Annotated in this window: 21 protein-coding genes and 2 pseudogenes; 15 read left to right on the top strand and 8 right to left on the bottom strand. The window is 65.2% G+C overall.

What is annotated here, in order from left to right; all coding sequences use genetic code 11:
- Positions 1–49: 49 nt before the first annotated feature.
- Positions 50–418 carry a YciI family protein gene (locus FJ430_RS04065; RefSeq protein WP_140709420.1) on the top strand — a complete coding sequence of 123 codons (369 nt, stop codon included), beginning with the start codon at positions 50–52 and terminating at the stop codon, positions 416–418.
- An 11-nt stretch (positions 419–429) separates the two neighbouring features.
- Positions 430–1677 (top strand): RNA polymerase sigma factor, encoded by a 1248-nt coding sequence (locus tag FJ430_RS04070; RefSeq protein ID WP_140709422.1) that lies wholly within the window; start codon positions 430–432, stop codon positions 1675–1677.
- 217 nt (positions 1678–1894) lie between these two features.
- Here the strand turns inward: FJ430_RS04070 and cysK are convergent, their stop codons facing one another.
- The 5 genes from cysK to hrcA all read right to left on the bottom strand — a co-directional run bounded on the left by cysK (position 1895) and on the right by hrcA (position 6738).
- Positions 1895–2875: a cysteine synthase A gene (cysK, locus tag FJ430_RS04075; protein ID WP_140658206.1), complete on the bottom strand. Its 981-nt coding sequence runs from the start codon at positions 2873–2875 to the stop codon at positions 1895–1897.
- Positions 2876–3064: 189 nt separating this feature from the next.
- Positions 3065–3682: a LysE family translocator gene (locus FJ430_RS04080; protein ID WP_140645935.1), complete on the bottom strand. Its 618-nt coding sequence runs from the start codon at positions 3680–3682 to the stop codon at positions 3065–3067.
- A 244-nt stretch (positions 3683–3926) separates the two neighbouring features.
- Positions 3927–5267, bottom strand: coding sequence for a PQQ-dependent sugar dehydrogenase (locus tag FJ430_RS04085; RefSeq protein ID WP_140709424.1), 1341 nt, complete (start codon positions 5265–5267; stop codon positions 3927–3929).
- Positions 5268–5384: 117 nt separating this feature from the next.
- Positions 5385–5582: a hypothetical protein gene (locus tag FJ430_RS04090; RefSeq protein WP_140645937.1), complete on the bottom strand. Its 198-nt coding sequence runs from the start codon at positions 5580–5582 to the stop codon at positions 5385–5387.
- Positions 5583–5655: 73 nt separating this feature from the next.
- Positions 5656–6738, bottom strand: a complete 1083-nt coding sequence (gene hrcA, locus FJ430_RS04095) for a heat-inducible transcriptional repressor HrcA (RefSeq protein WP_140658212.1) — start codon at positions 6736–6738, stop codon at positions 5656–5658.
- Positions 6739–6935: 197 nt separating this feature from the next.
- Here hrcA and rph point away from each other — a divergent pair, with 197 nt between their 5' ends.
- Complete coding sequence (rph, locus tag FJ430_RS04100) at positions 6936–7652, top strand: ribonuclease PH (RefSeq protein WP_140645939.1); 717 nt, start codon at positions 6936–6938, stop codon at positions 7650–7652.
- Positions 7653–7727: 75 nt separating this feature from the next.
- Here rph and FJ430_RS31735 read toward each other — a convergent pair.
- A pseudogene (locus tag FJ430_RS31735) lies at positions 7728–8767 on the bottom strand (ISAs1 family transposase).
- A gap of 251 nt (positions 8768–9018) precedes the next feature.
- Between FJ430_RS31735 and FJ430_RS04110 the strand changes: the two are divergent.
- The 5 genes from FJ430_RS04110 to FJ430_RS04130 all read left to right on the top strand — a co-directional run bounded on the left by FJ430_RS04110 (position 9019) and on the right by FJ430_RS04130 (position 12032).
- Complete coding sequence (locus FJ430_RS04110) at positions 9019–9429, top strand: VOC family protein (RefSeq protein ID WP_140711219.1); 411 nt, start codon at positions 9019–9021, stop codon at positions 9427–9429.
- Positions 9429–10106, top strand: a complete 678-nt coding sequence (gene rdgB / locus FJ430_RS04115) for an RdgB/HAM1 family non-canonical purine NTP pyrophosphatase (protein ID WP_140711218.1) — start codon at positions 9429–9431, stop codon at positions 10104–10106. Before FJ430_RS04110 ends, rdgB begins: the two co-directional genes overlap by 1 nt.
- The gene (hemW, locus tag FJ430_RS04120) at positions 10103–11275 is read left to right on the top strand and encodes a radical SAM family heme chaperone HemW (protein ID WP_140711217.1); all 1173 of its coding nucleotides are present in this window, start codon (positions 10103–10105) and stop codon (positions 11273–11275) included. The genes rdgB and hemW overlap by 4 nt, the downstream gene beginning before the upstream one ends.
- 89 nt (positions 11276–11364) lie before the next feature.
- On the top strand, positions 11365–11685 hold the full coding sequence (locus FJ430_RS04125) for a hypothetical protein (protein ID WP_140711216.1): 321 nt from the start codon (positions 11365–11367) through the stop codon (positions 11683–11685).
- Between the two features lie 26 nt (positions 11686–11711).
- Positions 11712–12032 (top strand): low molecular weight protein tyrosine phosphatase family protein, encoded by a 321-nt coding sequence (locus FJ430_RS04130; RefSeq protein WP_140711215.1) that lies wholly within the window; start codon positions 11712–11714, stop codon positions 12030–12032.
- Between the two features lie 210 nt (positions 12033–12242).
- Here the strand turns inward: FJ430_RS04130 and FJ430_RS04135 are convergent, their stop codons facing one another.
- Entirely contained in the window at positions 12243–12431 is a 189-nt protein-coding gene (locus tag FJ430_RS04135) for a hypothetical protein (protein WP_095767932.1), read from the bottom strand.
- A 214-nt stretch (positions 12432–12645) separates the two neighbouring features.
- Here FJ430_RS04135 and rsmI point away from each other — a divergent pair, with 214 nt between their 5' ends.
- Together rsmI and FJ430_RS04145 are read left to right on the top strand one after the other, a co-directional pair.
- Complete coding sequence (gene rsmI, locus FJ430_RS04140; RefSeq protein ID WP_181175617.1) at positions 12646–13536, top strand: 16S rRNA (cytidine(1402)-2'-O)-methyltransferase; 891 nt, start codon at positions 12646–12648, stop codon at positions 13534–13536.
- A 51-nt stretch (positions 13537–13587) separates the two neighbouring features.
- Complete coding sequence (locus tag FJ430_RS04145) at positions 13588–13965, top strand: YraN family protein (RefSeq protein WP_140711214.1); 378 nt, start codon at positions 13588–13590, stop codon at positions 13963–13965.
- 250 nt (positions 13966–14215) lie between these two features.
- On the opposite strand, the gene FJ430_RS04150 is transcribed toward FJ430_RS04145, so the two are convergent.
- Positions 14216–15022, bottom strand: coding sequence for an undecaprenyl-diphosphate phosphatase (locus FJ430_RS04150; RefSeq protein WP_140711213.1), 807 nt, complete (start codon positions 15020–15022; stop codon positions 14216–14218).
- 213 nt (positions 15023–15235) lie between these two features.
- Here FJ430_RS04150 and FJ430_RS04155 point away from each other — a divergent pair, with 213 nt between their 5' ends.
- The 5 genes and pseudogenes from FJ430_RS04155 (at position 15236) to FJ430_RS04175 (ending at position 20815) form a co-directional block, all read left to right on the top strand.
- Positions 15236–15928 (top strand): glutathione S-transferase family protein, encoded by a 693-nt coding sequence (locus FJ430_RS04155; protein WP_140645947.1) that lies wholly within the window; start codon positions 15236–15238, stop codon positions 15926–15928.
- Entirely contained in the window at positions 15909–17060 is a 1152-nt protein-coding gene (gene queG / locus FJ430_RS04160; protein ID WP_140711212.1) for a tRNA epoxyqueuosine(34) reductase QueG, read from the top strand. The genes FJ430_RS04155 and queG overlap by 20 nt, the downstream gene beginning before the upstream one ends.
- A 13-nt stretch (positions 17061–17073) precedes the next feature.
- Entirely contained in the window at positions 17074–17976 is a 903-nt protein-coding gene (locus FJ430_RS04165) for an SDR family oxidoreductase (RefSeq protein ID WP_140711211.1), read from the top strand.
- 255 nt (positions 17977–18231) lie between these two features.
- Positions 18232–19311: pseudogene (gene mepA, locus FJ430_RS04170) on the top strand (penicillin-insensitive murein endopeptidase).
- Positions 19312–19795: 484 nt separating this feature from the next.
- On the top strand, positions 19796–20815 hold the full coding sequence (locus tag FJ430_RS04175) for a glucokinase (protein WP_140645951.1): 1020 nt from the start codon (positions 19796–19798) through the stop codon (positions 20813–20815).
- The last annotated feature ends 6 nt before the right edge of the window (positions 20816–20821 follow it).

Consider the following 20821-nt stretch of genomic DNA (forward strand, 5'->3'; position numbering starts at 1 on the left):
CATAGGTCGGCACGCGACGATGCGGCCTTCAACAAAACGGGAGAAGACCATGCGATACATGCTTTTGATCTACAATGACGAAACCGCGATGGCGAATGCGCCAAAAGAGCAGACCCAGCAGACCCTCGCCGCCTACGGCGCCTATACCGAGGCGCTGAAGAAATCCGGCGCTTATATCGCCGGCGAGCGGCTGCGCCCGACCCAGGCGGCCACTGCGGTGCGGCTGGCCGGCGGCAAGACCAACGTGCTCGACGGCCCCTATGCCGACACCAAGGAGCAGTTGGCGGGTTTCTACATGATCGAGGCGGCCGACATCGACACGGCCATCGAGTGGGGCGCGCGTTGTCCCGCGTCCAGCAGCGGCACGGTCGAGGTGCGGCCGATCTGGGAAATGGCCGAGTACATAGCCGCCGCATAGCGAACCCTGTGATGGATGATCGCTCCGAGATCGCGCGGGCGGCGGCCGAGGCGGCCGCCCGGCGCAGCTACGGCAAGCTGGTCGCCTGGCTCGCGGCCCGCACGCGCGACGTCGCCGGCGCCGAGGACGCGCTGGCCGACGCCTTCGCGGCCGCGCTCGAACGCTGGCCGCGAACCGGCGTCCCGGCGGAGCCGGAAGCCTGGCTGCTCGCGGTGGCACGCCGGCGCGACGTAGACGCGGTGCGGCGGCGGCTGACCGGCGAGGCGGCCCGCGATCATCTGCAGCTGATGGCCGAGGAAATGGAGGCGCGCATGCGCGGCGAGGAGCTGCCCGACGACCGGCTGCGGCTGATGTTTGCCTGCGCCCATCCGGCGATCGAATCGAGCGTGCGCGCGCCGCTGATCCTGCAGGCGATCCTCGGTTTCGACGCCGCGACGATCGCCTCGGCCTTCCTGGTTTCGCCGGCGACGATGGGACAGCGGCTGGTGCGGGCCAAGGCGCGCATCCGCGAAACCGGGATTCCGTTCCGCGTGCCGGAGCAGGCGGAGCTGGGCGAGCGGCTGGGCGCCGTGCTGGAAGCGATCTACGCCACTTTCGCCGAAGGCTGGTCGGACCCGACCGGCACCGACAGCCGGCGGCGCAACCTCGCCACCGAAGGCATCTGGCTCGGGCGGCTGGTTGCCTCGCTGATGCCGGACGAGCCGGAAGCGCTCGGGCTGCTGGCGCTGATGCTGTTCGCCGAGGCGCGCCGCTCGGCGAGGCGCGGCCCGGAAGGCGATTTCGTGCCTTTGGCCGAGCAGGATATCGCGCTCTGGGACGACGGCCTGATCGACGAGGCGGAAGCCTTGCTGGTGCGCGCCGCGCAAAGGAGCATCATCGGCCGCTACCAGCTCGAGGCCGCCGTGCAGTCCGCCCATACGGCGCGGCGGCGCGGCGGCGGCACGGACTGGACGGCGATCCGCCAACTTTACGAAGCGCTGCAGGCCGTGGCCGGCTCGCCGGTGGTGGCGATCAACCGCGCGGTGGCGATCGCCGAAACCGAGGGCGCGACGGCTGGATTGGCGGCGCTTTACGTGCTTGGCGAGGACAAGCGGCTGCAGGACTACCAGCCCTATTGGGCCGCCCGCGCCGGGCTGTTGGCCAGGCTCGGCAACATCAAGCAGGCGGCCCAGTCCTACGACCGGGCGATCGGCCTCGAGCGCGACCCGGCGCTGCGGCGTTTCCTGCAGGGCGAGAAGGCGAAGCTTGTTGGGGGTTAGGCAATCTGTTGAGGCCGGAGGGACAGCGCCCCCCTCTGTCCTGCCGGACATCTCCCCCACGAGGGGGGAGATTGGCCGCCACGCCGGCTTTCGCCAATCTCCGACGTTGTAAAATCGAACCAGGCGCCGAAGCTGCTAATCTCCCCCCATGTGGGGGAGATGCCCGGCAGGGCAGAGGGGGGCGCGAAGGATCTCGGCGCTGGGGCTTTTGCGCGCCCTAAGCCCCCAGCCCGTCGAACAGGATGGTCGAGAGATAGCGCTCGGCGAAAGAGGGAATGACGACGACGAGGTTCTTGCCCTTGTTCTCCGGCCGCGAGCCGACGACGATGGCCGCCTGGAGCGCTGCGCCCGACGAGATGCCGACCGGCACGCCCTCGAGGCGGGCGACGAGACGCGCATTGGCGACCGAATCCTCGTTCGAAACCCTGACGACCTCGTCATAGATCGACGTGTCAAGGATTTTCGGGGCGAAGCCGGCGCCGATGCCCTGGATCTTGTGCGGACCGGGCTGGCCGCCCGACAGCACCGGCGAGGCTTCCGGCTCGACAGCCACGACCTGCAGCGAAGGCTTGCGCTTCTTCAGCACCTGGCCGACGCCGGTGATGGTGCCGCCGGTGCCGATGGCGGAAACGAAAATGTCGACTTCGCCATTGGTGTCGTTCCAGATTTCCTCGGCCGTGGTGCGGCGGTGGATTTCGGGATTGGCCGGATTCTCGAATTGCTGCGGGATGATGGCGTTGGGCAGGGTGGCGGCGAGCTCGTCGGCCTTGGCGATGGCGCCCTTCATGCCTTTCGGGCCTTCGGTCAGCACCAGCTCCGCGCCGAGCAGCGCCAGCATCTTGCGGCGCTCGACCGACATGGTCTCCGGCATGGTGAGGATCAGCTTGTAGCCCTTGGCGGCGGCGGCGAAGGCGAGCGCGATGCCGGTGTTGCCGGAGGTCGGCTCGATCAGCGTGGTCTTGCCTGGCGCGATCTTGCCGGCCTCCTCCAGCGCCTCGATCATGGCGACGCCGATGCGGTCCTTGACCGAAGCGATCGGGTTGAAGAATTCGAGCTTGGCCATGAGATTGGCGACGATGCCCCTCTCCCTGGCGAACTTGTCCAGCCTGACCAGCGGCGTGTCGCCAATCGTCTCCGTGATCGAATTGAAGACGCGGCCGCGGCCGGGCACGCGCGCGGAGGTGACGGGCTTGTTCATTGGTTCGCTCCCAAGGCAATGGCATAGGCAAAAACAGAATAGGGCTTTCAGACGCGCAAGATAGGCCGGCGACCGAAAATATCCGAGTGGGGCGGTTGCTCAAAAGCACCCACGACCGGAAAAGCATTTTCCGCCGCGGCGGGTTTCAGGAATGGTTTGGCTGAATCCGGGACGGGTTGAGATTGGAGCCTACTGCCTCGCCGCGATAGCCGCGGCCGCGCCCATCATGAAACCGGCGGCGGTGCGGTTCAGAACCTTCAGCGCGCGCGGCGATTTCAGGAACCAGCGCGCCTTGGCGGCCAACGCCAGGTAAGGCACCAGCACCACAAACAGCACCGCCACGGTGAGCATCGCAAGGATGGCGTAGTCGGCGAGCGTGATCGTCTTCAGGTCGACGATGGTCGGCGTGATGGCGAGATAGAAGATCATCGTCTTGGGATTGCCGAGCGTCACCGTCAGCCCGGCGATGAAGCTCGACACGAGACCGCCCTTGGCCTTCCGCGCCTCGACGGTCTCGGGCGTGATGCCGCTGGTCCAGAAGCGCCAGGCGAGGAAGGCGAGATAGGCGACGCCGGCCCATTTGATGGCGAGGAAAACCATGCCGAAGGTCTGGGCGACGAAAGCAAGCCCGAGCACCACGGCGGTGAGATAGGTGAGGTCGCCGAGCATCAGGCCGAACGACATGGCGAGCGACGAACGGAAGCCGGAGCCGAGCGCGCGGGCGACAAGCGCCGTGACGCCCGGGCCGGGAATGGCGGCGGCGACGCCGAGGGCGGCGCTGTAAGCGAGGAATCCGGTGAGTGTCATGGTTCTGGCCTGGCGTATAGTCCTGCGGGGACCGCTGTCGAGAGCCAGGCTTTTATCATGATGCCAGTTCGAGGGTAATTCCCTCACAATGGGATTCGTTGCGCCAGTTCGACCGGGAGTTGGTTCCTTTGTGGGAGGCCGCATACCTTGGAGATTGGCCGAAACGATCAGTCCTGTCGTCATTCTAGGGCGGAGCAAGGAGCGGAGCGACGCGCGCAGACCCTGGAATGACGAGGTCGGGGACCTACCCGCCATGCGTAATGCGCCAGATCGTGCCGTTGCCATCCTCGGTGAGGATCAGCGCGCCGTCCCTGGCTACGGCGACACCGACCGGCCGCCCCCAGACCGCGTCGTCGGAAATGACGAAGCCGGTGGCGAAGTCCTCGTATTCGCCGGTCGGCTTGCCGTCCTTGAATCTCAGCCGCACCACCTTGTAGCCGGTGCGGACGTTGCGGTTCCACGAGCCGTGCAGCGCGACGAAGGCATCGCCCTTGTAGTCAGCCGGGAAATTGCCGCCGTCGTAGAAGGCGATGTTGAGCGGCGCCGAATGCGCCTGCATCAGCACATCCGGAACCGTGACCTTGCCGGCGAGGTCGGGGCGCGCGCCCTTGTGGCGCGGGTCCTCGTTGTCACCGATGTAATACCAGGGCCAGCCATAGAAGGCCCCCTCCTTCACGGCGGTCGCGTATTCGAAGGGGATGTTGTCGCCAAGCTCGTCGCTCTCGTTGACGACGCACCAGAGCGCGCCCGTCGCCGGCTGCACAGTCATGCCGGAGCAGTTGCGCAGGCCGGTGGCGACGGTCCTGCGGTTGTTGCCGTCGGGATCGAAGGCCAGCACGTCGGCGCGGCCCTGTTCAGGACCCCAGGCCTCGCCCAGCGGCTGCGATTTCGCCCACGCCTCGACACCGCCCTTCGGCTTTGCGCCCATGTCCTCGGCGATGTTGGAGCCCGAACCAATCGACAGATAGAGCGTCTTGCCGTCGGGCGAGAAGGCGATGTCGCGCGTCCAGTGATGACTGGCGGGGATCTTTGCGACGATGGTCTCCGGCTTGCCGGACGCCTCGAGGTCGCCGTCGCGATAGGCAAAGCGGACGACGCTGTTGCTGTTGGCGACATAGACCCATTGCGGCTTGTCGCCCGGCGGATAGAAGGCGATGCCGTAAGGCCGGGCCAGGCCCTTGGCGAAGACCGATTTTTGCGCGGGCTTCGCGCCGCCTTCCGCAAGGCGATAGACGCGGACCTGGTTCGCCCGGCTGTCGGCGACGAAGAGGTCGCCGTTCGGCGCCACGCGCACGACGCGCGGACTGTCGATACCGGAAGCGACCAGCTCGGCGGAGAAGCCGGGCGGAAGTTTCGGCTTGGCACCTTCGGGGCGATCGGTGACGCCGCCGCCGTTCGAGGCGGACTCCGTCACATCGGGTTTCGGCAAATCCTCAGGTTTCAGCAGCCGGCGCACGCCCGGGCGGTCGGCCTTCCAATCGCCGAAGGCCTTTTCACCGCTGAGCAGGGGTTGATCGGCCTGCTGCGCAAAGGCGCCGGTGGCAAAGACCAGCGCAAGGCCCGCAAGGCCGGCGATCCGCATCATGGCTGTCCTCCGTCGTCTGCCAGCGCGCCTCAATCGATCAGGCGCCCAGAGCAAGGACATATTGGGCAAACGATCGAAAAGAGAAGCTTGCGCACGCGGATTTGACGGGCCTCGGGCTCAGGCCTCTTCGGCATCCAGATCGTCGTCGAGGCGCTTTTCCAACTCGACGAGGTCAGCCGGCAAGGGCATACCCATTGCGCGCAACTCCCGCAATTTCTCGCGCAGCTGCTCCTGGATCTCGTGCTCGTCCCCGGGCTGGTTCACCATCTCCTCAAGCAGCAGGCTGATCTGGGCCTTGAGCGATTCCAGCGCCATGTTTTTCTCCTTTGCGCCCTCAGGTGTGTGTCGAGATTCAGGTCGGGCCGACATCACCTGTATACCGATACACCTAGCGCAGCATTCGTGAAATCAGCTGCGCGGTGTAATCGACCATCGGCACGATGCGGGCGTAGTTCAGGCGGGTCGGGCCGATGACGCCAAGCGCGCCGATAACGCGGGCGTCCTTGTCGCGATAGGGCGCAACGACCAGCGACGAGCCGGACAGCGAAAACAGCTTGTTCTCCGAGCCGATGAAGATGCGCACGCCAGGTCCTTCCTCGGCGAGGTCGAGCAGCTGCAGCAGCCCGTCCTGTGTCTCCAGATCCTCGAACAGATGACGCAGGAGCTCGAGATCGGCCTGGGCGGTGACGTTTTCCAGGAGGTTGGCGCGGCCGCGCACGATGAGGCGCGCCGGCAGGCCGCTCTCGGCGCCGGCCCAGACCGCCAGCCCCTTCTCGACCAGATCCTGCGACAGCGTGTCGAGCGCCGTTCTGGTCTCGTCCTTGATACGGGCGATCTCGATGCGCGCCTCGGCAAGCGTGCGGCCCCTGATATGGGCGTTGAGGAAGTTCGAGGCCTCGTGCAGCTGCGAGACGGTGATGCCGGCCGGCAGGTCGACGACGCGGTTCTCGACATCGCCGTTCTGCGACACCAGCACGGCAAGCGCCTTGGTTGGCTCGAGCTGGATGAATTCGATGTGCTTCAGCGCCACTTCGTTCTTGGAGGCGAGCACGAGGCCGGCGCCCCGCGACATGCCGGACAGCATCTGGCTGGCCTCGGTCAGCATATGCTCCAGCGTCGCGCCAGAGCCGGAGGCGCGCACCTGCGCCTCGATGACGCGGCGCTCGTCGTCGGAAAGGTCGCCGAGCTCCATGAAGGCGTCGACGAAAAAGCGCAGGCCGGTCTGGGTCGGCAGCCGCCCGGCGGAAATATGCGGCGCGTAGATCAGCCCCAGATGCTCGAGATCGCTCATCACGTTGCGGATGGTGGCGGGCGACAGCGAGGAGGGCAGGATGCGCGACAGGCTGCGCGAGCCGACCGGCTCGCCGTCGCGCAGATAGGAATCGACAATCCGCCGGAAGATATCGCGCGAGCGCATGTCGAGTGATTGAAGTACCGGCGACTGCGACGTCGGATCGACTGGTTTGTTCATTCCGGCGAGAAACCTCCTTCCGAAAGATATAGACTTAAGCCACAGCGGCGCAACCCGGTGCCGCGTTTGCGGTCACGGCGCCGCGTTTGCGGCCGCCCGGCCCGTTTTCCTGCGCGGCGTCCTTTTCCTTTGCGACTTGCCCCGCATGCGTCTACAAGCCGGCCACGATTCCGCAAAACGACAAGAAAGAAGGCCGAATGCGCCCCTCCAAACGCCAAGCCGACGAAATGCGCGCCATCTCCTTCGAGCGTGGCGTCTCCAAGCATGCCGAAGGCTCTTGCCTGGTGAAGTTCGGCGACACGCATGTCTTGTGCACGGCAAGCCTGGAGGAAAAAGTGCCGTCCTGGATGCGCAATTCCGGCAAGGGCTGGGTGACGGCCGAATACGGCATGCTGCCGCGCTCGACCGGCGAGCGCATGCGGCGCGAGGCCTCCGCCGGCAAGCAGGGCGGCCGCACGCTGGAGATCCAGCGGCTGATCGGCCGGAGCTTGCGCGCCGTGGTCGACCTGCAGGCGCTGGGCGAGCAGCAGATCACCGTCGATTGCGACGTCATCCAGGCCGATGGCGGCACCCGCACCGCCTCGATCACCGGCGGCTGGGTGGCGCTCTACGATTGCCTGCGCTGGATGGAAGCGCGCCAGATGGTGAGCGTCTCCAAGGTGCTGAAGGACCATGTCGCGGCGATTTCCTGCGGCATCCATGACGGCCAGCCGGTCATCGATCTCGATTACCTCGAGGATTCCTCGGCCGGCACCGACGCCAATTTCGTCATGACGGGCAAGGGCGGCATCGTCGAGATCCAGGGTACGGCGGAAGGCGAGCCGTTTTCCGAGGAGCAGTTCGCGGCGCTGATGGGGCTGGCGAAGAAGGGGATCCAGCGGTTGGTGAGCTTGCAGCAGATGGCGGTGGCCTGACGTTGAATGAGATGAGGTCGGCGATCCTTCACACCCCCCTCTGGCCTGCCGGCCATCTCCCCCGCAGGGGCAGGGCTATCGCATATGAGTGATTGCATTGATGAGATAGTCGTCGTTCCAGGCGCATTTCTTGATGCGATGGCTGATGGGGACTTTGGCAGCATCGGCGGCCTGAAGGATGTTTCTAGCGAGGCGATTGAGAAGGGCTGTGTTGGCGGGAGCATTGTCCTTGCGGGCCCGGCTGAGATCCTCATCAAGATGGACATCGAGCATCCAATGCAGGCCGTTCTCGATCTGCCAATGAGCTCTAGTGAGGTCGAGCGCCTGCTGAGGCGACATGAGCGTGGAGGCCATGAACAGGCGCATCAACGGCTTGGCCTGATCGCGTCGGCTGGTGATGCGGATGAAGGCCAGGTGACCAGGCATCAGCGGCTCGGCCGCCGCCACGATCTCGGCTTGCCGCCATTCGTTGCGGCCGTGGCTGGTCTCGGTCCGCTCGGCAATGGAAGGGGTCGCGTCGGCCAGTTTCAAGTTGGCACGGCGCAGCCAATGACGCCGGTTGCCCTTCAGCGCAAGCAGGTAATCGCCACCTCTTTGGGTAATGGCCGCAGCCATTGGGTATGACAGTGGAGCGCGTCGGCGGTGACCAATCTGCCCGTAAGATCAATGAGTTCGACGACTTTGAGCGCGGCCTCGACTTCGTTCTCACCATCACTCGGCGAGACTGCCGCCAGGCACAGCCGGGTCTCGGCTGCGAAGGCCGACACCGTCAACGGCGGACTGGCTGCCAAGCCCTTCTCGTAGGCCCGCCGCAAAGCCTTGCCGTCAAGCGATACCACCTCGGGCGTCTCTCGGCTGGCTCGGGCGAAAGCGGCGGCAAAGGCGGCAAAAGCGCGACCGAAGGCCTCCGGGTCGAGCAGGCGCAGCAGCCGCGAGAAAGTGTCGTGGCTGGGAGCTGCGTCATAGTCGATCAGCCGCGACAGCGCTTGCTTGCGCTCCTGTGCGAACAAGGCAAATTCCGTCGCATTACTGGCACCGCACAGGCTTGCCGCGATCATCATCACGATCAGGTCGCCAAGCCGGTGCGTGGCGTTGGGCGCGCGGGGATCAGGCACCGCGCCAAAGTAGCTCTCAAGGCAGGAAATGGCAGTCGCTCCTTCGCTCAACTGCCTCTCCAAAGAATCCTTTCTCAGCCTAAACTCAACCCAAAAAACGCCATATGCGATTCCCCTGCCCGCAGGGGGGGAGATCAGGTGTTGTCTCGGCCTTCGCCAATCTCCAACGCTGAAAGGTTTGCGGCGGCGCCGAAGCTGCTGATCTCCCCCCTTGCGGGGGAGATGGCCGGCAGGCCAGAGGGGGGTGCCTCGTGACTCCCTCGGCAATTTTGGAATCGGCGCTCTATGTGACGGATCTCAATGCCGCCGAAGCCTTCTACCGCGACATCATCGGCCTCGAAGCCTTGGGCAAGATCGAAGGCCGCCACGTCTTTTTCCGCTGCGGCAACGGCGTATTGCTTCTCTTCAACGCGGAGGCGACGAAGATCCCGCCGGCGCCCGACGCCAGGCTGAAGGTGCCGCCGCACGGCACGGCCGGCGAAGGGCACCTCTGCTTCGCCGCGACCGCCGATGAGATCGCCGCATGGCGCAAGCATCTCGCGGCCAGGAACATCGCCATCGAAAGCGATTTCGAGTGGCCGCAGGGCGGGCATTCGATCTATATCCGCGACCCGTCGGGCAATTCGATCGAGTTCGCCGAGCCAAGGATCTGGGGTCTTTGATGCATTCCCTGAATGGACAGAAGATCGTCGTCGCCAGCCATAATGAAGGCAAGCTGCGCGAATTCGCCGACCTGATGGCGCCGTTCGGCTTCGAGGCGAAATCGGCCAAGGAATACGGCCTGCCCGAGCCCGACGAGACCGGCACCACCTTCGAGGAGAACGCCTATATCAAGGCATACGCAGCCGCCAAGGCCACCGGCCTGCCGGCGCTGTCGGACGATTCAGGCCTCTGCGTCGACGCGCTCGACGGCGCGCCGGGGGTCTACACCGCCAACTGGGCCGAGAAGCCCGATGGCAGCAGGGATTTCGGCATGGCCATGCAAAAGACGGAAACGGCACTGCAGGAAGCCCGCGCGACCGAGCCCGTCCAGCGCACCGGCCGCTTCGTCGCCGTCATCTGCCTGGCATTTCCGGACGGCGAAGCCGAATATTATCGCGGCGAAGCGGAAGGCACGCTCGTGTGGCCGCCGCGCGGCACGCTCGGCTTCGGCTACGATCCGGTGTTCCTGCCCAACGGTTTCGACAAGACTTTCGGCGAGATGAGCGCGGAAGAAAAGCATGGCTGGAAGCCCGGCCAGGCCACGGCGCTGTCGCACCGCGCCCGCGCCTTCCAGAAATTCGCGCAAGCGCGCCTGGATTTGGCACGTCTGGATCTGGCGCGACCAGGATCGGCATGAGCGCGGTCACCATACCGCTCGACCGGAGCCCCGGCTTCGGCGTTTACATCCACTGGCCGTTCTGCGCGGCCAAGTGCCCTTATTGCGACTTCAACAGCCATGTCCGCCACCAGCCGGTCGACCAGGAGCGTTTTGCCCGCGCCTTCGAGACGGAGCTTGCGACCATGCGCGACCGCACCGGGCCGCGCGAGGTGACCAGCATCTTCCTCGGCGGCGGCACGCCGTCGCTGATGAAGCCGGAAACGGTGGGCGCAGTCCTGGAGGCGGTGGCGAAGAACTGGACGATGCCAGCCGGCATCGAGGTGACACTGGAGGCCAACCCGTCCTCGGTCGAGGCCGAGCGTTTCCGCGGCTACCGCGCCGCCGGCGTCAACCGCGTCTCGCTCGGCGTGCAGGCGCTGAACGACAAGGATCTGCGCTTCCTCGGCCGGCTGCACAATGTCGAGGAGGCGCTGCACGCCATCGGCTTGGCGCGCGAGATCTTTCCGCGTCTGTCCTTCGACCTGATCTACGCGCGGCCCGGCCAGACGCCGGAGGCGTGGGAGGCGGAGCTGGAGCAGGCGATCGGCTATGCCGTCGATCATCTTTCGCTCTATCAGCTCACCATCGAGGAGGGCACGCCCTTCCACGCGCTTTACGCGGCGCGGAAATTCACGCTGCCCGACAACGACCATGCCGCCGACCTCTACGCGCTGACGCAGGAGGTGACGGCGGCGCATGGCCTGCCGGCCTACGAGATTTCCAACCACGCCCAACCCGGCGCCGAGAGCCGGCACAACCTGACCTATTGGCGCTACGGCGAATATGTCGGCGTCGGGCCGGGCGCGCATGGCCGCTTCGTCGAGAACGGCCGCCGCACGGTGACGATAGCGGAAAGAATGCCGGAGACCTGGGCCAATCTGGTCGAGGCCAGAGGGCACGGCGTCACCGGCGGCGAGATTTTGACGCGTTCCGAAGAGGCGGACGAGTTCCTGCTGATGGGCCTAAGGCTCGCCGAAGGCATCGACCTGCAGCGCTACGAGGCGCTCGCCGGGCGCGGTCTTTCGAGCGCGCGGCTCTCGGTGCTGCAGGAGGAGGGACTGGTGGCGCCGGTCGGCAACGCTCGCCTGCGTGCCACGACCGCCGGCATGATCGTGCTGGATGCGGTGGTGGCGGATCTGGCGCGGTAGAGCAGCGGCCAACGGATTTGTCAGTCTGTACGATGATGCTAGATATTCGGATTGCCTAGCCGAATGCCACGCATCCAATGGGACGTGCAATGAAGTTCCTGATCCATGAGACGCTGCGAACTTTAAACACGGATGACGTTTTTGAGTTTGGATTGACCGAGATTTCGAAGTCCCGTGAGTATCCCGATCTCTATGAAGCAGTGATCGTGTTCGCAAGGAACCAAAAATCGAAAAAGCATAAAACATCGGGCTTGAGCGAGTTTGATGTTGTGCGCAACTTCATGACCTATGTTGGGATAAATTTGAGGGCGGTCGCAAAAGACGATTCGATAGAATTCGACCTAAACGGACTCACTCTCGATCAGTACATACCTCTGACCAAGACGATCCGAGATATGTGGGATGAATAACTGCGGCGAATCAAGAGTGGCAGGTCTTGAAGAGCGTCCTCTTCGTCTGCAGCCAGAACCGCCTGCGTAGCCCCACCGCCGAGCAGGTGTTTTCCAAACGCCGCGACATCGAGGTCGAATCGGCCGGCACCAATCACGACGCCGACAACCCGCTGACGCATGAGATGGTCGCCTGGGCCGACATCATCTTCGTGATGGAGAAGGCGCACCGCGCCAAGCTGCAGAAGAAATTCCGGTCAAGCCTTAGAGGCGCCAGGGTGATCTGCCTCGATATCCCGGACAACTACGCGTTCATGGATCCGGAACTGGTGCGGCGGCTGGAAGAGAGGGTCAGCAGGTACCTCTGAAGATGTGGCGCTTCCCGCGCGTTCGTCGTTCTCGGGCTTGACCTGAGAATCCATGCCGTGACCGGTGCGAAGGGCACAGCGGTGCAGAATTCTGCACCGCTGGCAGAACGTCGATGTAACGGCATGGAGTCCAGGGCCTGCACGCGTCGCTTCGCTCCTTGCTCCGCCCTGGAATGACGAGGCGCGAGGTCGCAAAGGTTGCCAGTTAGTTCAAGCGTCGTGCTTCTGGCGGTGCTTGCCGCGGTGCTTCTCGCCATGCGCCTCGCCGTGACGGACAGGCTTCTGGTCGGCCTTGTCGCGGCGCGCGCCGGACTCGGCGGCGATGGGGTGTGGAGGGATGCCCTCGCGGGCGGTCTTGCTTTCAAGTCGGCTGATAAAAATATCGAAGCGATTGGGCATCGTTCGGTCCTGCCTCCTCCCGGGGAATCAGGGGTTAAATTCGCCGATGTGGGTTTCGTTCCGCACTGTGGCAAAGGCAAGGCGATTTCGTTGCCTCGACCTCACGTTTTGCAACGGGGCGTCAGCCATGCGAAACAGACTTGGTTCTTACGCAATTCCGGACGGAAAACCGCGACGCACTTTTCCTGGAATTACTCGGAATGAGGGGCATTCGGTGACCGGCGACAAACGGAGCTATCTGATCGGGCAAAGCGAGGTCGCGGCGCGGCCGCTTCAGCCGGCGCTTTATCTGGTGGCGACGCCGATCGGCAACCTGGCCGACATCACATTGCGCGCGCTGGAGACGCTGGCCGCCGCCGATATCGTCGCCTGCGAGGACACGCGCGTCTCGCGCGTGCTGCTCGAGCGCTACGGTATCCGCCGCCGCACCACCGCCTATCACGAGCACAATGCGGGCGAGGCCGGGCCGAAGCTGATCGAGGCGCTGGCGGCCGGGCAGAGCGTGGCGCTGATCTCGGACGCCGGCACGCCGCTGGTCTCCGATCCGGGCTACCGGCTGGTCGGCGAAGCGCTGGAACAAGGTATTCGTGTGGTGCCGATCCCCGGGCCTTCGGCGGCGCTCGCGGCCCTGACCGCTTCCGGCCTGCCGTCCGATGCCTTCCTGTTCGCCGGTTTCCTGCCGGTGAAGACCGGGCAACGGCTGACCAAGCTCGAAACGTTCAAGGCGGTGCCGGCGACGCTGATCTTCTTCGAATCGCCGCGCCGGCTGGCGGAGACGCTTGGCGCCATGGTCGAGGCGCTCGGCGGCGAACGCAAAGCCGCCATCGGCCGCGAGCTGACCAAGACGTTCGAGGAGATGCGCACCGGCACGCTGGCCGAGCTGGCCGACCATTATGCCGCGGCCGACACGCCGAAGGGCGAGATCGTCGTCTGCGTCGGCCCGCCGGAGGCGGCGGTGGACCAGCCGGCCGACATCGACCGACTCCTGCTCTCGCTTGCCGCCGAAATGCCGGCCTCGAAGGCCGCGGCCGAAGCGGCGAAAATGACCGGCGGGCAGAAGCAGGCGCTCTACCGGCGGCTGCTGGAGCTGAGGGACAGACCATGATCCCAAAAAGTGGAACCCGGTTTTTGGAAAAGATCATGGTCAAACAAAGAGATGCCTGAGCGCACGGCCGGTCATCGCCGAAAAGCCTATCGGCGCGGCCATCGCGGCGAATGGCTGGCGGCGCTGGCGCTGATGCTGAAAGGCTACCGCATCCTTGCCCGCCGCCACCGCACCAGGCTCGGCGAGATCGACCTGATCGCCAGGCGCGGCGACCTCGTGCTGTTCGTCGAGGTCAAGGCGCGCCGCACGCTGATCGAGGCGATGGAAGCGATCGGCCATGAATCGGAGCGGCGGATCGAGGGCGCTGCCGATCTTTGGCTGTCGCGCCAACCGGATTACGGAAAACTTTCGATGCGTTTCGACATGGTGGCGGTGCTGCCCTGGCGCTGGCCGGTGCATGTCCAGAACGCGTTCTATGGGCGGAGTTGATCCCCTTCGTTCGTCATCCTAGGGTGGAGCAGTCGCGAAGCGACGTCGCGGAAACCCTAGGATCCATGCCGTGACCTAGACGCGCTGCCACCGTGCAGAATCTGGATCAAAGAGCGTCGCGTCTAACGAAAGCTATTCGCGACCGCCGCGTTCTACGGTCCGCGTCACGGTCCTCGGGTCTGCGCGCGTCGCTTCGCTCCTTGCTCCGCCCGTGGATGACGAAGGCGTTTGGTGCGCCGCCTTAGTGTAATCACCCCCAGGCCATCAACGCCACCAGCCCGACGATACCGACCACAAGCCGCCACCAACCGAACAGCGAATAGCCGTTGCGCGAGACATAATCGAGCAGGAAGCGCACCACGAACAAAGCGGTGACGAAGGCGGCGACGAAGCCGACGGCGATGATCGGCAGGTCGGCCGAGGTCAGCACGTTGCGGTTCTTGAAAAGGTCGAAGGCGAAGGCGCCGACCATGGTGGGCATGGCGAGGAAGAAGGAGAATTCGGCCGCCGCCCGCTTGTCGACGCCCATCAGCAGCGCGCCGACGATGGTCGAGCCGGAGCGCGAGGTGCCGGGGATCAGCGACAGGCACTGGAACAGGCCGATCTTCAGATAAAGGCTGGTCGGAAAGAGCTCGACGTCGTGATGGACCGGCTTGAAGTTGATGCGGTCGACGACGAGCAGCACGACGCCGCCGATGATCAGCATGATGCAGATCAGCTGCGGCGATTCGAACAATATGGTCTTGATGAAATCATGCGCCAGCGCGCCGATGACCGCCGCCGGCAGGAAGGCGATCAGGATGCCGATGACGAAATGCCGGGTCTGCGGATCGGTGGGCAGCTTGATCAGCATCTGCCAGAGCTTGCTGAAATAGACGCTGAGGATCGCCAGGATCGCGCCGAGCTGGATCAGGATCTCGAAGGCCTTGCCGGTGGAATGGAAGCCGAGGAAATGGCCGGCAAGCAGGATGTGGCCGGTCGACGACACCGGAATGAACTCGGTCAGGCCCTCCAAAAGCCCGAGCAGCAGCGCTTCGACGATGGTCTGGCTTTCCATGGCAACCTCTGATCTCGGATGACGGCTAGAGCACGACGCCTAAAAGTGTGAAGCGGTTTTCGGACGACATCATGCTCCAAGGGAAGGGCTTGCTTGTCATGGGGCGGAAGTGTCCCTATAGGTCGCAACACCCATGACAGCCCCAGGAATCGGGCGGCCAAGACTTACCGGCGCGGTCGGCCAATTGCCAGTGCGCCTTTTCATCGCGGAACCATGCTGACGCTTTTCCATCATCCCATGTTCGCCACCTGCCGCTTCGCGCGCCTCGCCTTCGGCGAGTATGGCGAGGAACTGGCGCTGATCGAGGAAAAGCCGTGGACGCGGCGCAAGGAGTTTTTGGCGCTGAACCCGGCCGGCACGCTGCCGATCCTGCTTGCCGAAGGCGACGTGCCGATCGTCGGCGCCATGGTGATCGCCGAATATCTCGACGAGACGCGAGGCGTCTTGAAGCGCGACAAGCGGCTGTTCGCCGAGGACCCGATGCAGCGCGCCGAGATCCGCCGGCTGACCGATTGGTATCTGAGCAAGGCCGAAAGCGAAGTGACGCGGCATCTGGTGCGCGAGCGGGTGCTGAAGCCGGTCATGCCGGAGACCGCCGGCGGCGGCTCGCCGGACTCGGCGGCGATCCGCGCCGCGCGCGCCAACATCCGCCAGCACATGAAATACACCAACTGGCTGGCCGGCACGCGCCATTGGCTGGCCGGCAACAAGGTGACCTATGCCGACCTCGCGGCGGCGGCGACGCTTTCGGTGCTCGATTATCTCGGTGAGATCGACTGGCGCGAGCATGCCGCCGCGCGCGAATGGTACACGCGGGTGAAATCGCGGCCGTCGTTCCGGCCGCTGCTTTCCGACCGGGTGCGCGGCCTGTCGCCGGTGTCGCATTATGCGGACCTCGATTTCTGAGAGCCTGCGCGCGCTGATCGACGCCGAGGCGCGCCGCGCCGGCTTCGAGGCGGTCGCCGTGACCCGGCCGGACGCGATCCCGCTGGCGCCGGCGAGACTCGCCGAATTCGTATCCGACGGTTTCCACGGCTCGATGGAGTGGATCGCCGAGACGGTTCAGCGGCGGGCCGAACCCTCGACGCTGTGGCCGGAGGTCCGCTCGATCATCGTGCTGGCGATGAATTACGGTCCGGACCGCGATCCGCGCGATCTCCTCGCGAAGACCGACCGCGGCGCGATCTCGGTCTATGCGCAAAACCGGGACTATCACGACGTGATGAAGGGCCGGCTGAAGGAGATCGCCGGCAAGATCGTCGCGCGCGCCGGCGGCGACGTAAAAGTGTTCGTCGATACCGCGCCTGTCATGGAAAAACCGCTGGCGGAAGCCGCCGGGCTCGGCTGGCAGGGCAAGCACACCAATCTGGTCAGCCGCGCGCATGGCTCGTGGCTGTTCCTCGGCACCATCTTCACCACCGCAGAGCTTGAACCGGACCAGGCCGAGATCGACCATTGCGGCTCCTGCCGCGCCTGCCTCGACGCCTGCCCGACCGACGCGTTCCCGGCGCCTTACCGGCTCGATGCGCGGCGCTGCATCTCCTACCTGACCATCGAGAACAAGGGGCCGATCCCGCGCGAATTCCGCGACAAGATCGGCAACCGCATCTATGGCTGCGACGACTGCCTGGCCGCCTGTCCGTGGAACAAATTCGCCAGCGCCGCTTCGGAGGCCAAGCTTGCCGCGCGCGCCGATCTGCGCGAGCCGAAGCTGTCGGAACTGTTGCTTCTCGACGACGCGGGCTTCCGGTCATTCTTCTCGGGCTCGCCGGTCAAGCGCATCGGCCGCGACCGTTTCATCCGCAACGTGCTGACCGCCGCCGGCAATTCGGGCGATGCATCGCTAACGCCCATTGCGCGCCGCCTGCTCGACGACGCCTCGCCGCTGGTGCGGGGTGCGGCAATCTGGGCCCTGTCGCGATTGCTGTCCGATCGCGAATTTGGCGACCTCGCCGCCACGGCCTCGAAGACCGAAACGGATGCGACGGTGCGCGAGGAATGGCTGGCGGCGCCGGCGTATCCGGCGAAGGCCGATTGAAGGGGGTTCATCGATGAGCGAAAGACGCTTCTTCATCTTCGGCGCCGGCTATTCGGCCAAGGCTTTCGCACTGGCCAACGCGTACCGCGCGCCGGTCTTTGGCACGACCCGGGCGCCGAAAAAGTTCGAGGCGCTGCGGTCGGCCGGCATCGAGCCGCTGCGGTTCGACGGCGCGCTGTCGCCCGAGCTCAGCGATGCGCTTGCACAGACCACGCATCTCATCGTCTCGGTCGGCCCCGACGACGCCGGCGACCCGGTGCTCAACGCCACCGGCGAGACGATCCGGGCAAAGATGCCGGCGCTCGAATGGATCGGCTATCTCTCGACCGTCGGCGTCTATGGCGACCATGGCGGCGCCTGGGTGGACGAGACCAGCGACTGCCGGCCGGTGTCGAAGCGTTCGGTGATGCGGGTGGCGGCCGAACAGGAATGGCTGAGGCTTGGCCGGGAGATCGGCAAACCGGTGGCGATCCTGCGGCTTTCCGGCATCTACGGACCGGGCCGCAACGCGCTGGCCAATCTCGAGGACGGCACGGCGCGGCGGCTGGTCAAGCCGGACCAGGTGTTCAACCGCATCCATTGCGACGACATCGCCGGCGCGCTTTGGCTTCTGGCTGAAAACAATCTCGGCGGCATCTTCAACGTCACCGATGACGAGCCGGCGCCGCCGCAGGATGTCGTCGCCTATGCCGCCAGGCTGATGGGCGTCACGCCGCCGCCGGAAATTCCCTTCGAGACCGCCCAACTTTCGCCCATGGCGCGGTCTTTCTATGGCGAGAACAAGCGCGTCGCGAATCAGGCGATCAAGGCGGCTGGCTATCGCTTCCGGTTTCCGAACTATCGGGTGGCGCTGGAGCGGATGTGGGCCGAGGGCAACTGGCGGGACGGAGCGCCGCGCAGCCCGATCAGAGCATGATCCCGAAAAGTGGGAACCGGTTTTCGCAAAAGATCATGCTCCAACAAGAGTTAGATCAGGATGACGATTCGACGAACGTCATCCTGATTTTGAGGATGATGCCGAAAAGTGTGAAGCGGTTTTCGGACGACATCATCCTTCTTTGATTCAGAGCCGCATGATCGATGCGGGACGCACGACGTGGTACGATTCGTTCCTGATCGGGTTCGCCTGACCGGGCGGCAAATCGATAGACTGGAGAGGGACCCCAGCCTGATGAATTTGCGATCGCTGCCTGACCGCAAGCCGTTCCTGACCGCGGCGCTGGCGCTGGTGGCCCTGGCCGCGCTGGCGGCTGTCGCCATTTCAGCCGAACCCCGCGCGAATGACCTGTTCGGCGCCCGGAAACTGCCGGCCGTGGCACCCGCGCAATCCTTCGGCTTCTACTCCAAGGGCTGCTTCACCGGCGGCGTGGCGCTGCCGATGGACGGGCCGACCTGGGAAGTGATGCGCCCGTCGCGCAACCGCCGCTGGGGCCATCCGGTGATGATCGCGCTGATCGAGAAGCTTTCGCGCGACGCGGTAGCCGATGGCTGGCCGGGGCTTCTGGTCGGCGACGTCTCGCAACCGCGCGGCGGACCGATGATGACCGGCCATGCCTCGCACCAGATCGGTCTCGATGCCGACATATGGCTGACGCCGATGCCAAGGCGGCCGCTGACCATGGCGCAGCGCGAATCGATGAGCGCGACGCTGATGGTCGACGACAAGACGCATCTGGTGAAGGACGCGCTGTGGACCCCGGCGCATACGCGGCTTTTGAAGCGCGCGGCGAGCTATCCGGAGGTCGAGCGCATCCTGGTCAATGCCGGCATCAAGAAGAAGCTCTGCGACACCGTCACCGGCGACCGCTCCTGGCTGCGCAAGATCCGGCCATTCTGGGGCCATGACTATCATTTTCACATGCGCATCGGCTGCCAGCCGGGCTCGCCTTTCTGCAAGGCGCAGGAGACGACGCTGGAGGACGATGGCTGCGGCAAGGCGCTGGCCTAGTGGTTCACCGAGGAGCCGTGGCGGCCGAACAAAAACCCGGACGCGCCCAAGGCGCGCGACGTGATGACGATGGCCAATCTGCCGAAGCAATGCCAGGACGTGGTCAATGCGCCGGACGCGCCTTCGCTGGAGGCGGTGACCTATCATGGCGTCGGCGCAGCGGTCGCCGTGGCCGAGCCGCAGCCGACCGAGCCGGCGGAGATGATCTCCAGCGGCAACGCCTCGGTTTCGTCGGCGGCAAGCGCCTTCGCGCCGACGCCCAAGATCGGCATCCCGTTGCCGCGCCCACGGCCGGGGAACTAGTGGCACTGCACAGGGATTTTGACCGGTCGGCTCTGTTTGCGTTGCCAGGTGGCATGCGTTGGAGATTGGCCGAAACGCCCTTCGCGATCGTCATTCTAGGGCGGAGCAGGAGCGAAGCTCCGTCGCGAAGACCATAGAATGACGAGGTTGGGGTGGCTTCAACCAATCTCCAGCGTTTGCGCTGATTCACGGAAATGAACGGAAAATCCTGCACCAAGACAAACGGCAACCTTTCAAAATCCCTGTGTCGGGGAACTAGCGCGTTTCACCGTTCACGGAAGCGGCGAAACGCCCTATCTCTTTGCTTTGACGCAATTCCGGACGGAAGGTTACGGCGAAGGCGCCGAGCTTAACCGCTCACACTTTTCCTGGAATTGCTCCAAGCGCAAGCGGGCTTCCCCTTTGCGGGCTCATGCGCTAGTCAATCGATTGAAATGGGCGATGGAAGCGGCACAGCGGCGCCGCAACGAGGACGATCAAGAGCATGGCAGGCGAGAACGAGACAGGGCTGCGGTTTCCGGTCCTGATCGGCGATATTGGCGGCACCAATGCGCGCTTCTCGATCGTGCTCGACGCCAATTCGGAAGCGACCGAGCCGCAGATCGTCCAGACGGCCAATTTCAAGACCATCGACGAGGCGATCCAGGCGGCGGTGCTCGACCGCTCGTCCATCCAGCCGAACTCGGCGGTGCTGGCGATCGCCGGGCCGGTCGACGGCGACGAGATCCCGCTCACCAACTGCCCCTGGGTGGTGAAGCCCCGGCAAATGTTCGCCAATCTGGGCCTGAGCGAGGTCGTCGTGCTCAACGATTTCGAGGCGCAGGCGCTGGCCGTGGTGGCGCTCGGCGAAGAGCACATGGAAAAGATCGGCGGCGGCACGCCGGAACCCAATGCGAGCCGGGTCGTGCTTGGCCCCGGCACCGGCCTTGGCGTCGCCGGGCTGATCCATGCGCTCAACCACTGGATCCCGGTGCCGGGCGAGGGCGGGCATATGGATATCGGCCCGCGCACGCCGCGCGACTTCGAGGTGTTCCCGCATATCGACAAGCTCGAAGGCCGCATCTCCGGCGAGCAGATCCTGTGCGGACGCGGGCTGGTCAACGTCTATCGTGCCGTGGCCAGGACGGACGGCAAGCCGACGCCTTTCACGACGCCGGCCGAGGTCACGGCGGCCGCGCTCGCCAAATCCGATCCGGTGGCAGAGGAGGCGCTGGCGCTGTTCGTCACCTGCCTCGGCCGCACCGCGGGGGATCTCGCGCTGGTGTTCATGGGCCGCGGCGGCGTGTTCCTGACCGGCGGCATCGCGCAGAAGATCGTGCCGGCGCTGAAAGCCGGCAATTTCCGCGCCGCGTTCGAGGACAAGGCGCCGCACAGCGCGCTGATGCGCGAAATGCCGGTCTATGTCATCACCCATCCGCTGGCGGCGCTGCTCGGGCTCGCCGCCTATGCCAGGACGCCTTCGCTGTTCGGCGTGCAGACGGCGGGCCGGCACTGGCGGGCTTGATCGCGC

Origin of the sequence: Mesorhizobium sp. B2-8-5, assembly GCF_006440675.2 — a bacterium.
GTDB lineage: Bacteria > Pseudomonadota > Alphaproteobacteria > Rhizobiales > Rhizobiaceae > Mesorhizobium.

What these genes read in the sequence shown, in the direction of transcription:
- FJ430_RS04155 (WP_140645947.1), top strand. Translation starts at nt 15,236, where the DNA reads ATGCTGACGCTTTTCCATCATCCCATGTTCGCCACCTGCCGCTTCGCG.
- FJ430_RS04150 (WP_140711213.1), bottom strand. Translation starts at nt 15,022, where the DNA reads ATGGAAAGCCAGACCATCGTCGAAGCGCTGCTGCTCGGGCTTTTGGAG.
- FJ430_RS04145 (WP_140711214.1), top strand. Translation starts at nt 13,588, where the DNA reads ATGCCTGAGCGCACGGCCGGTCATCGCCGAAAAGCCTATCGGCGCGGC.
- FJ430_RS04085 (WP_140709424.1), bottom strand. Translation starts at nt 5,267, where the DNA reads ATGATGCGGATCGCCGGCCTTGCGGGCCTTGCGCTGGTCTTTGCCACC.
- FJ430_RS04125 (WP_140711216.1), top strand. Translation starts at nt 11,365, where the DNA reads ATGAAGTTCCTGATCCATGAGACGCTGCGAACTTTAAACACGGATGAC.
- hrcA (WP_140658212.1), bottom strand. Translation starts at nt 6,738, where the DNA reads ATGAACAAACCAGTCGATCCGACGTCGCAGTCGCCGGTACTTCAATCA.
- FJ430_RS04135 (WP_095767932.1), bottom strand. Translation starts at nt 12,431, where the DNA reads ATGCCCAATCGCTTCGATATTTTTATCAGCCGACTTGAAAGCAAGACC.
- FJ430_RS04065 (WP_140709420.1), top strand. Translation starts at nt 50, where the DNA reads ATGCGATACATGCTTTTGATCTACAATGACGAAACCGCGATGGCGAAT.
- cysK (WP_140658206.1), bottom strand. Translation starts at nt 2,875, where the DNA reads ATGAACAAGCCCGTCACCTCCGCGCGCGTGCCCGGCCGCGGCCGCGTC.
- FJ430_RS04165 (WP_140711211.1), top strand. Translation starts at nt 17,074, where the DNA reads ATGAGCGAAAGACGCTTCTTCATCTTCGGCGCCGGCTATTCGGCCAAG.
- FJ430_RS04080 (WP_140645935.1), bottom strand. Translation starts at nt 3,682, where the DNA reads ATGACACTCACCGGATTCCTCGCTTACAGCGCCGCCCTCGGCGTCGCC.
- rdgB (WP_140711218.1), top strand. Translation starts at nt 9,429, where the DNA reads ATGCATTCCCTGAATGGACAGAAGATCGTCGTCGCCAGCCATAATGAA.
- FJ430_RS04175 (WP_140645951.1), top strand. Translation starts at nt 19,796, where the DNA reads ATGGCAGGCGAGAACGAGACAGGGCTGCGGTTTCCGGTCCTGATCGGC.
- queG (WP_140711212.1), top strand. Translation starts at nt 15,909, where the DNA reads ATGCGGACCTCGATTTCTGAGAGCCTGCGCGCGCTGATCGACGCCGAG.
- FJ430_RS04070 (WP_140709422.1), top strand. Translation starts at nt 430, where the DNA reads ATGGATGATCGCTCCGAGATCGCGCGGGCGGCGGCCGAGGCGGCCGCC.
- FJ430_RS04090 (WP_140645937.1), bottom strand. Translation starts at nt 5,582, where the DNA reads ATGGCGCTGGAATCGCTCAAGGCCCAGATCAGCCTGCTGCTTGAGGAG.
- rph (WP_140645939.1), top strand. Translation starts at nt 6,936, where the DNA reads ATGCGCCCCTCCAAACGCCAAGCCGACGAAATGCGCGCCATCTCCTTC.
- hemW (WP_140711217.1), top strand. Translation starts at nt 10,103, where the DNA reads ATGAGCGCGGTCACCATACCGCTCGACCGGAGCCCCGGCTTCGGCGTT.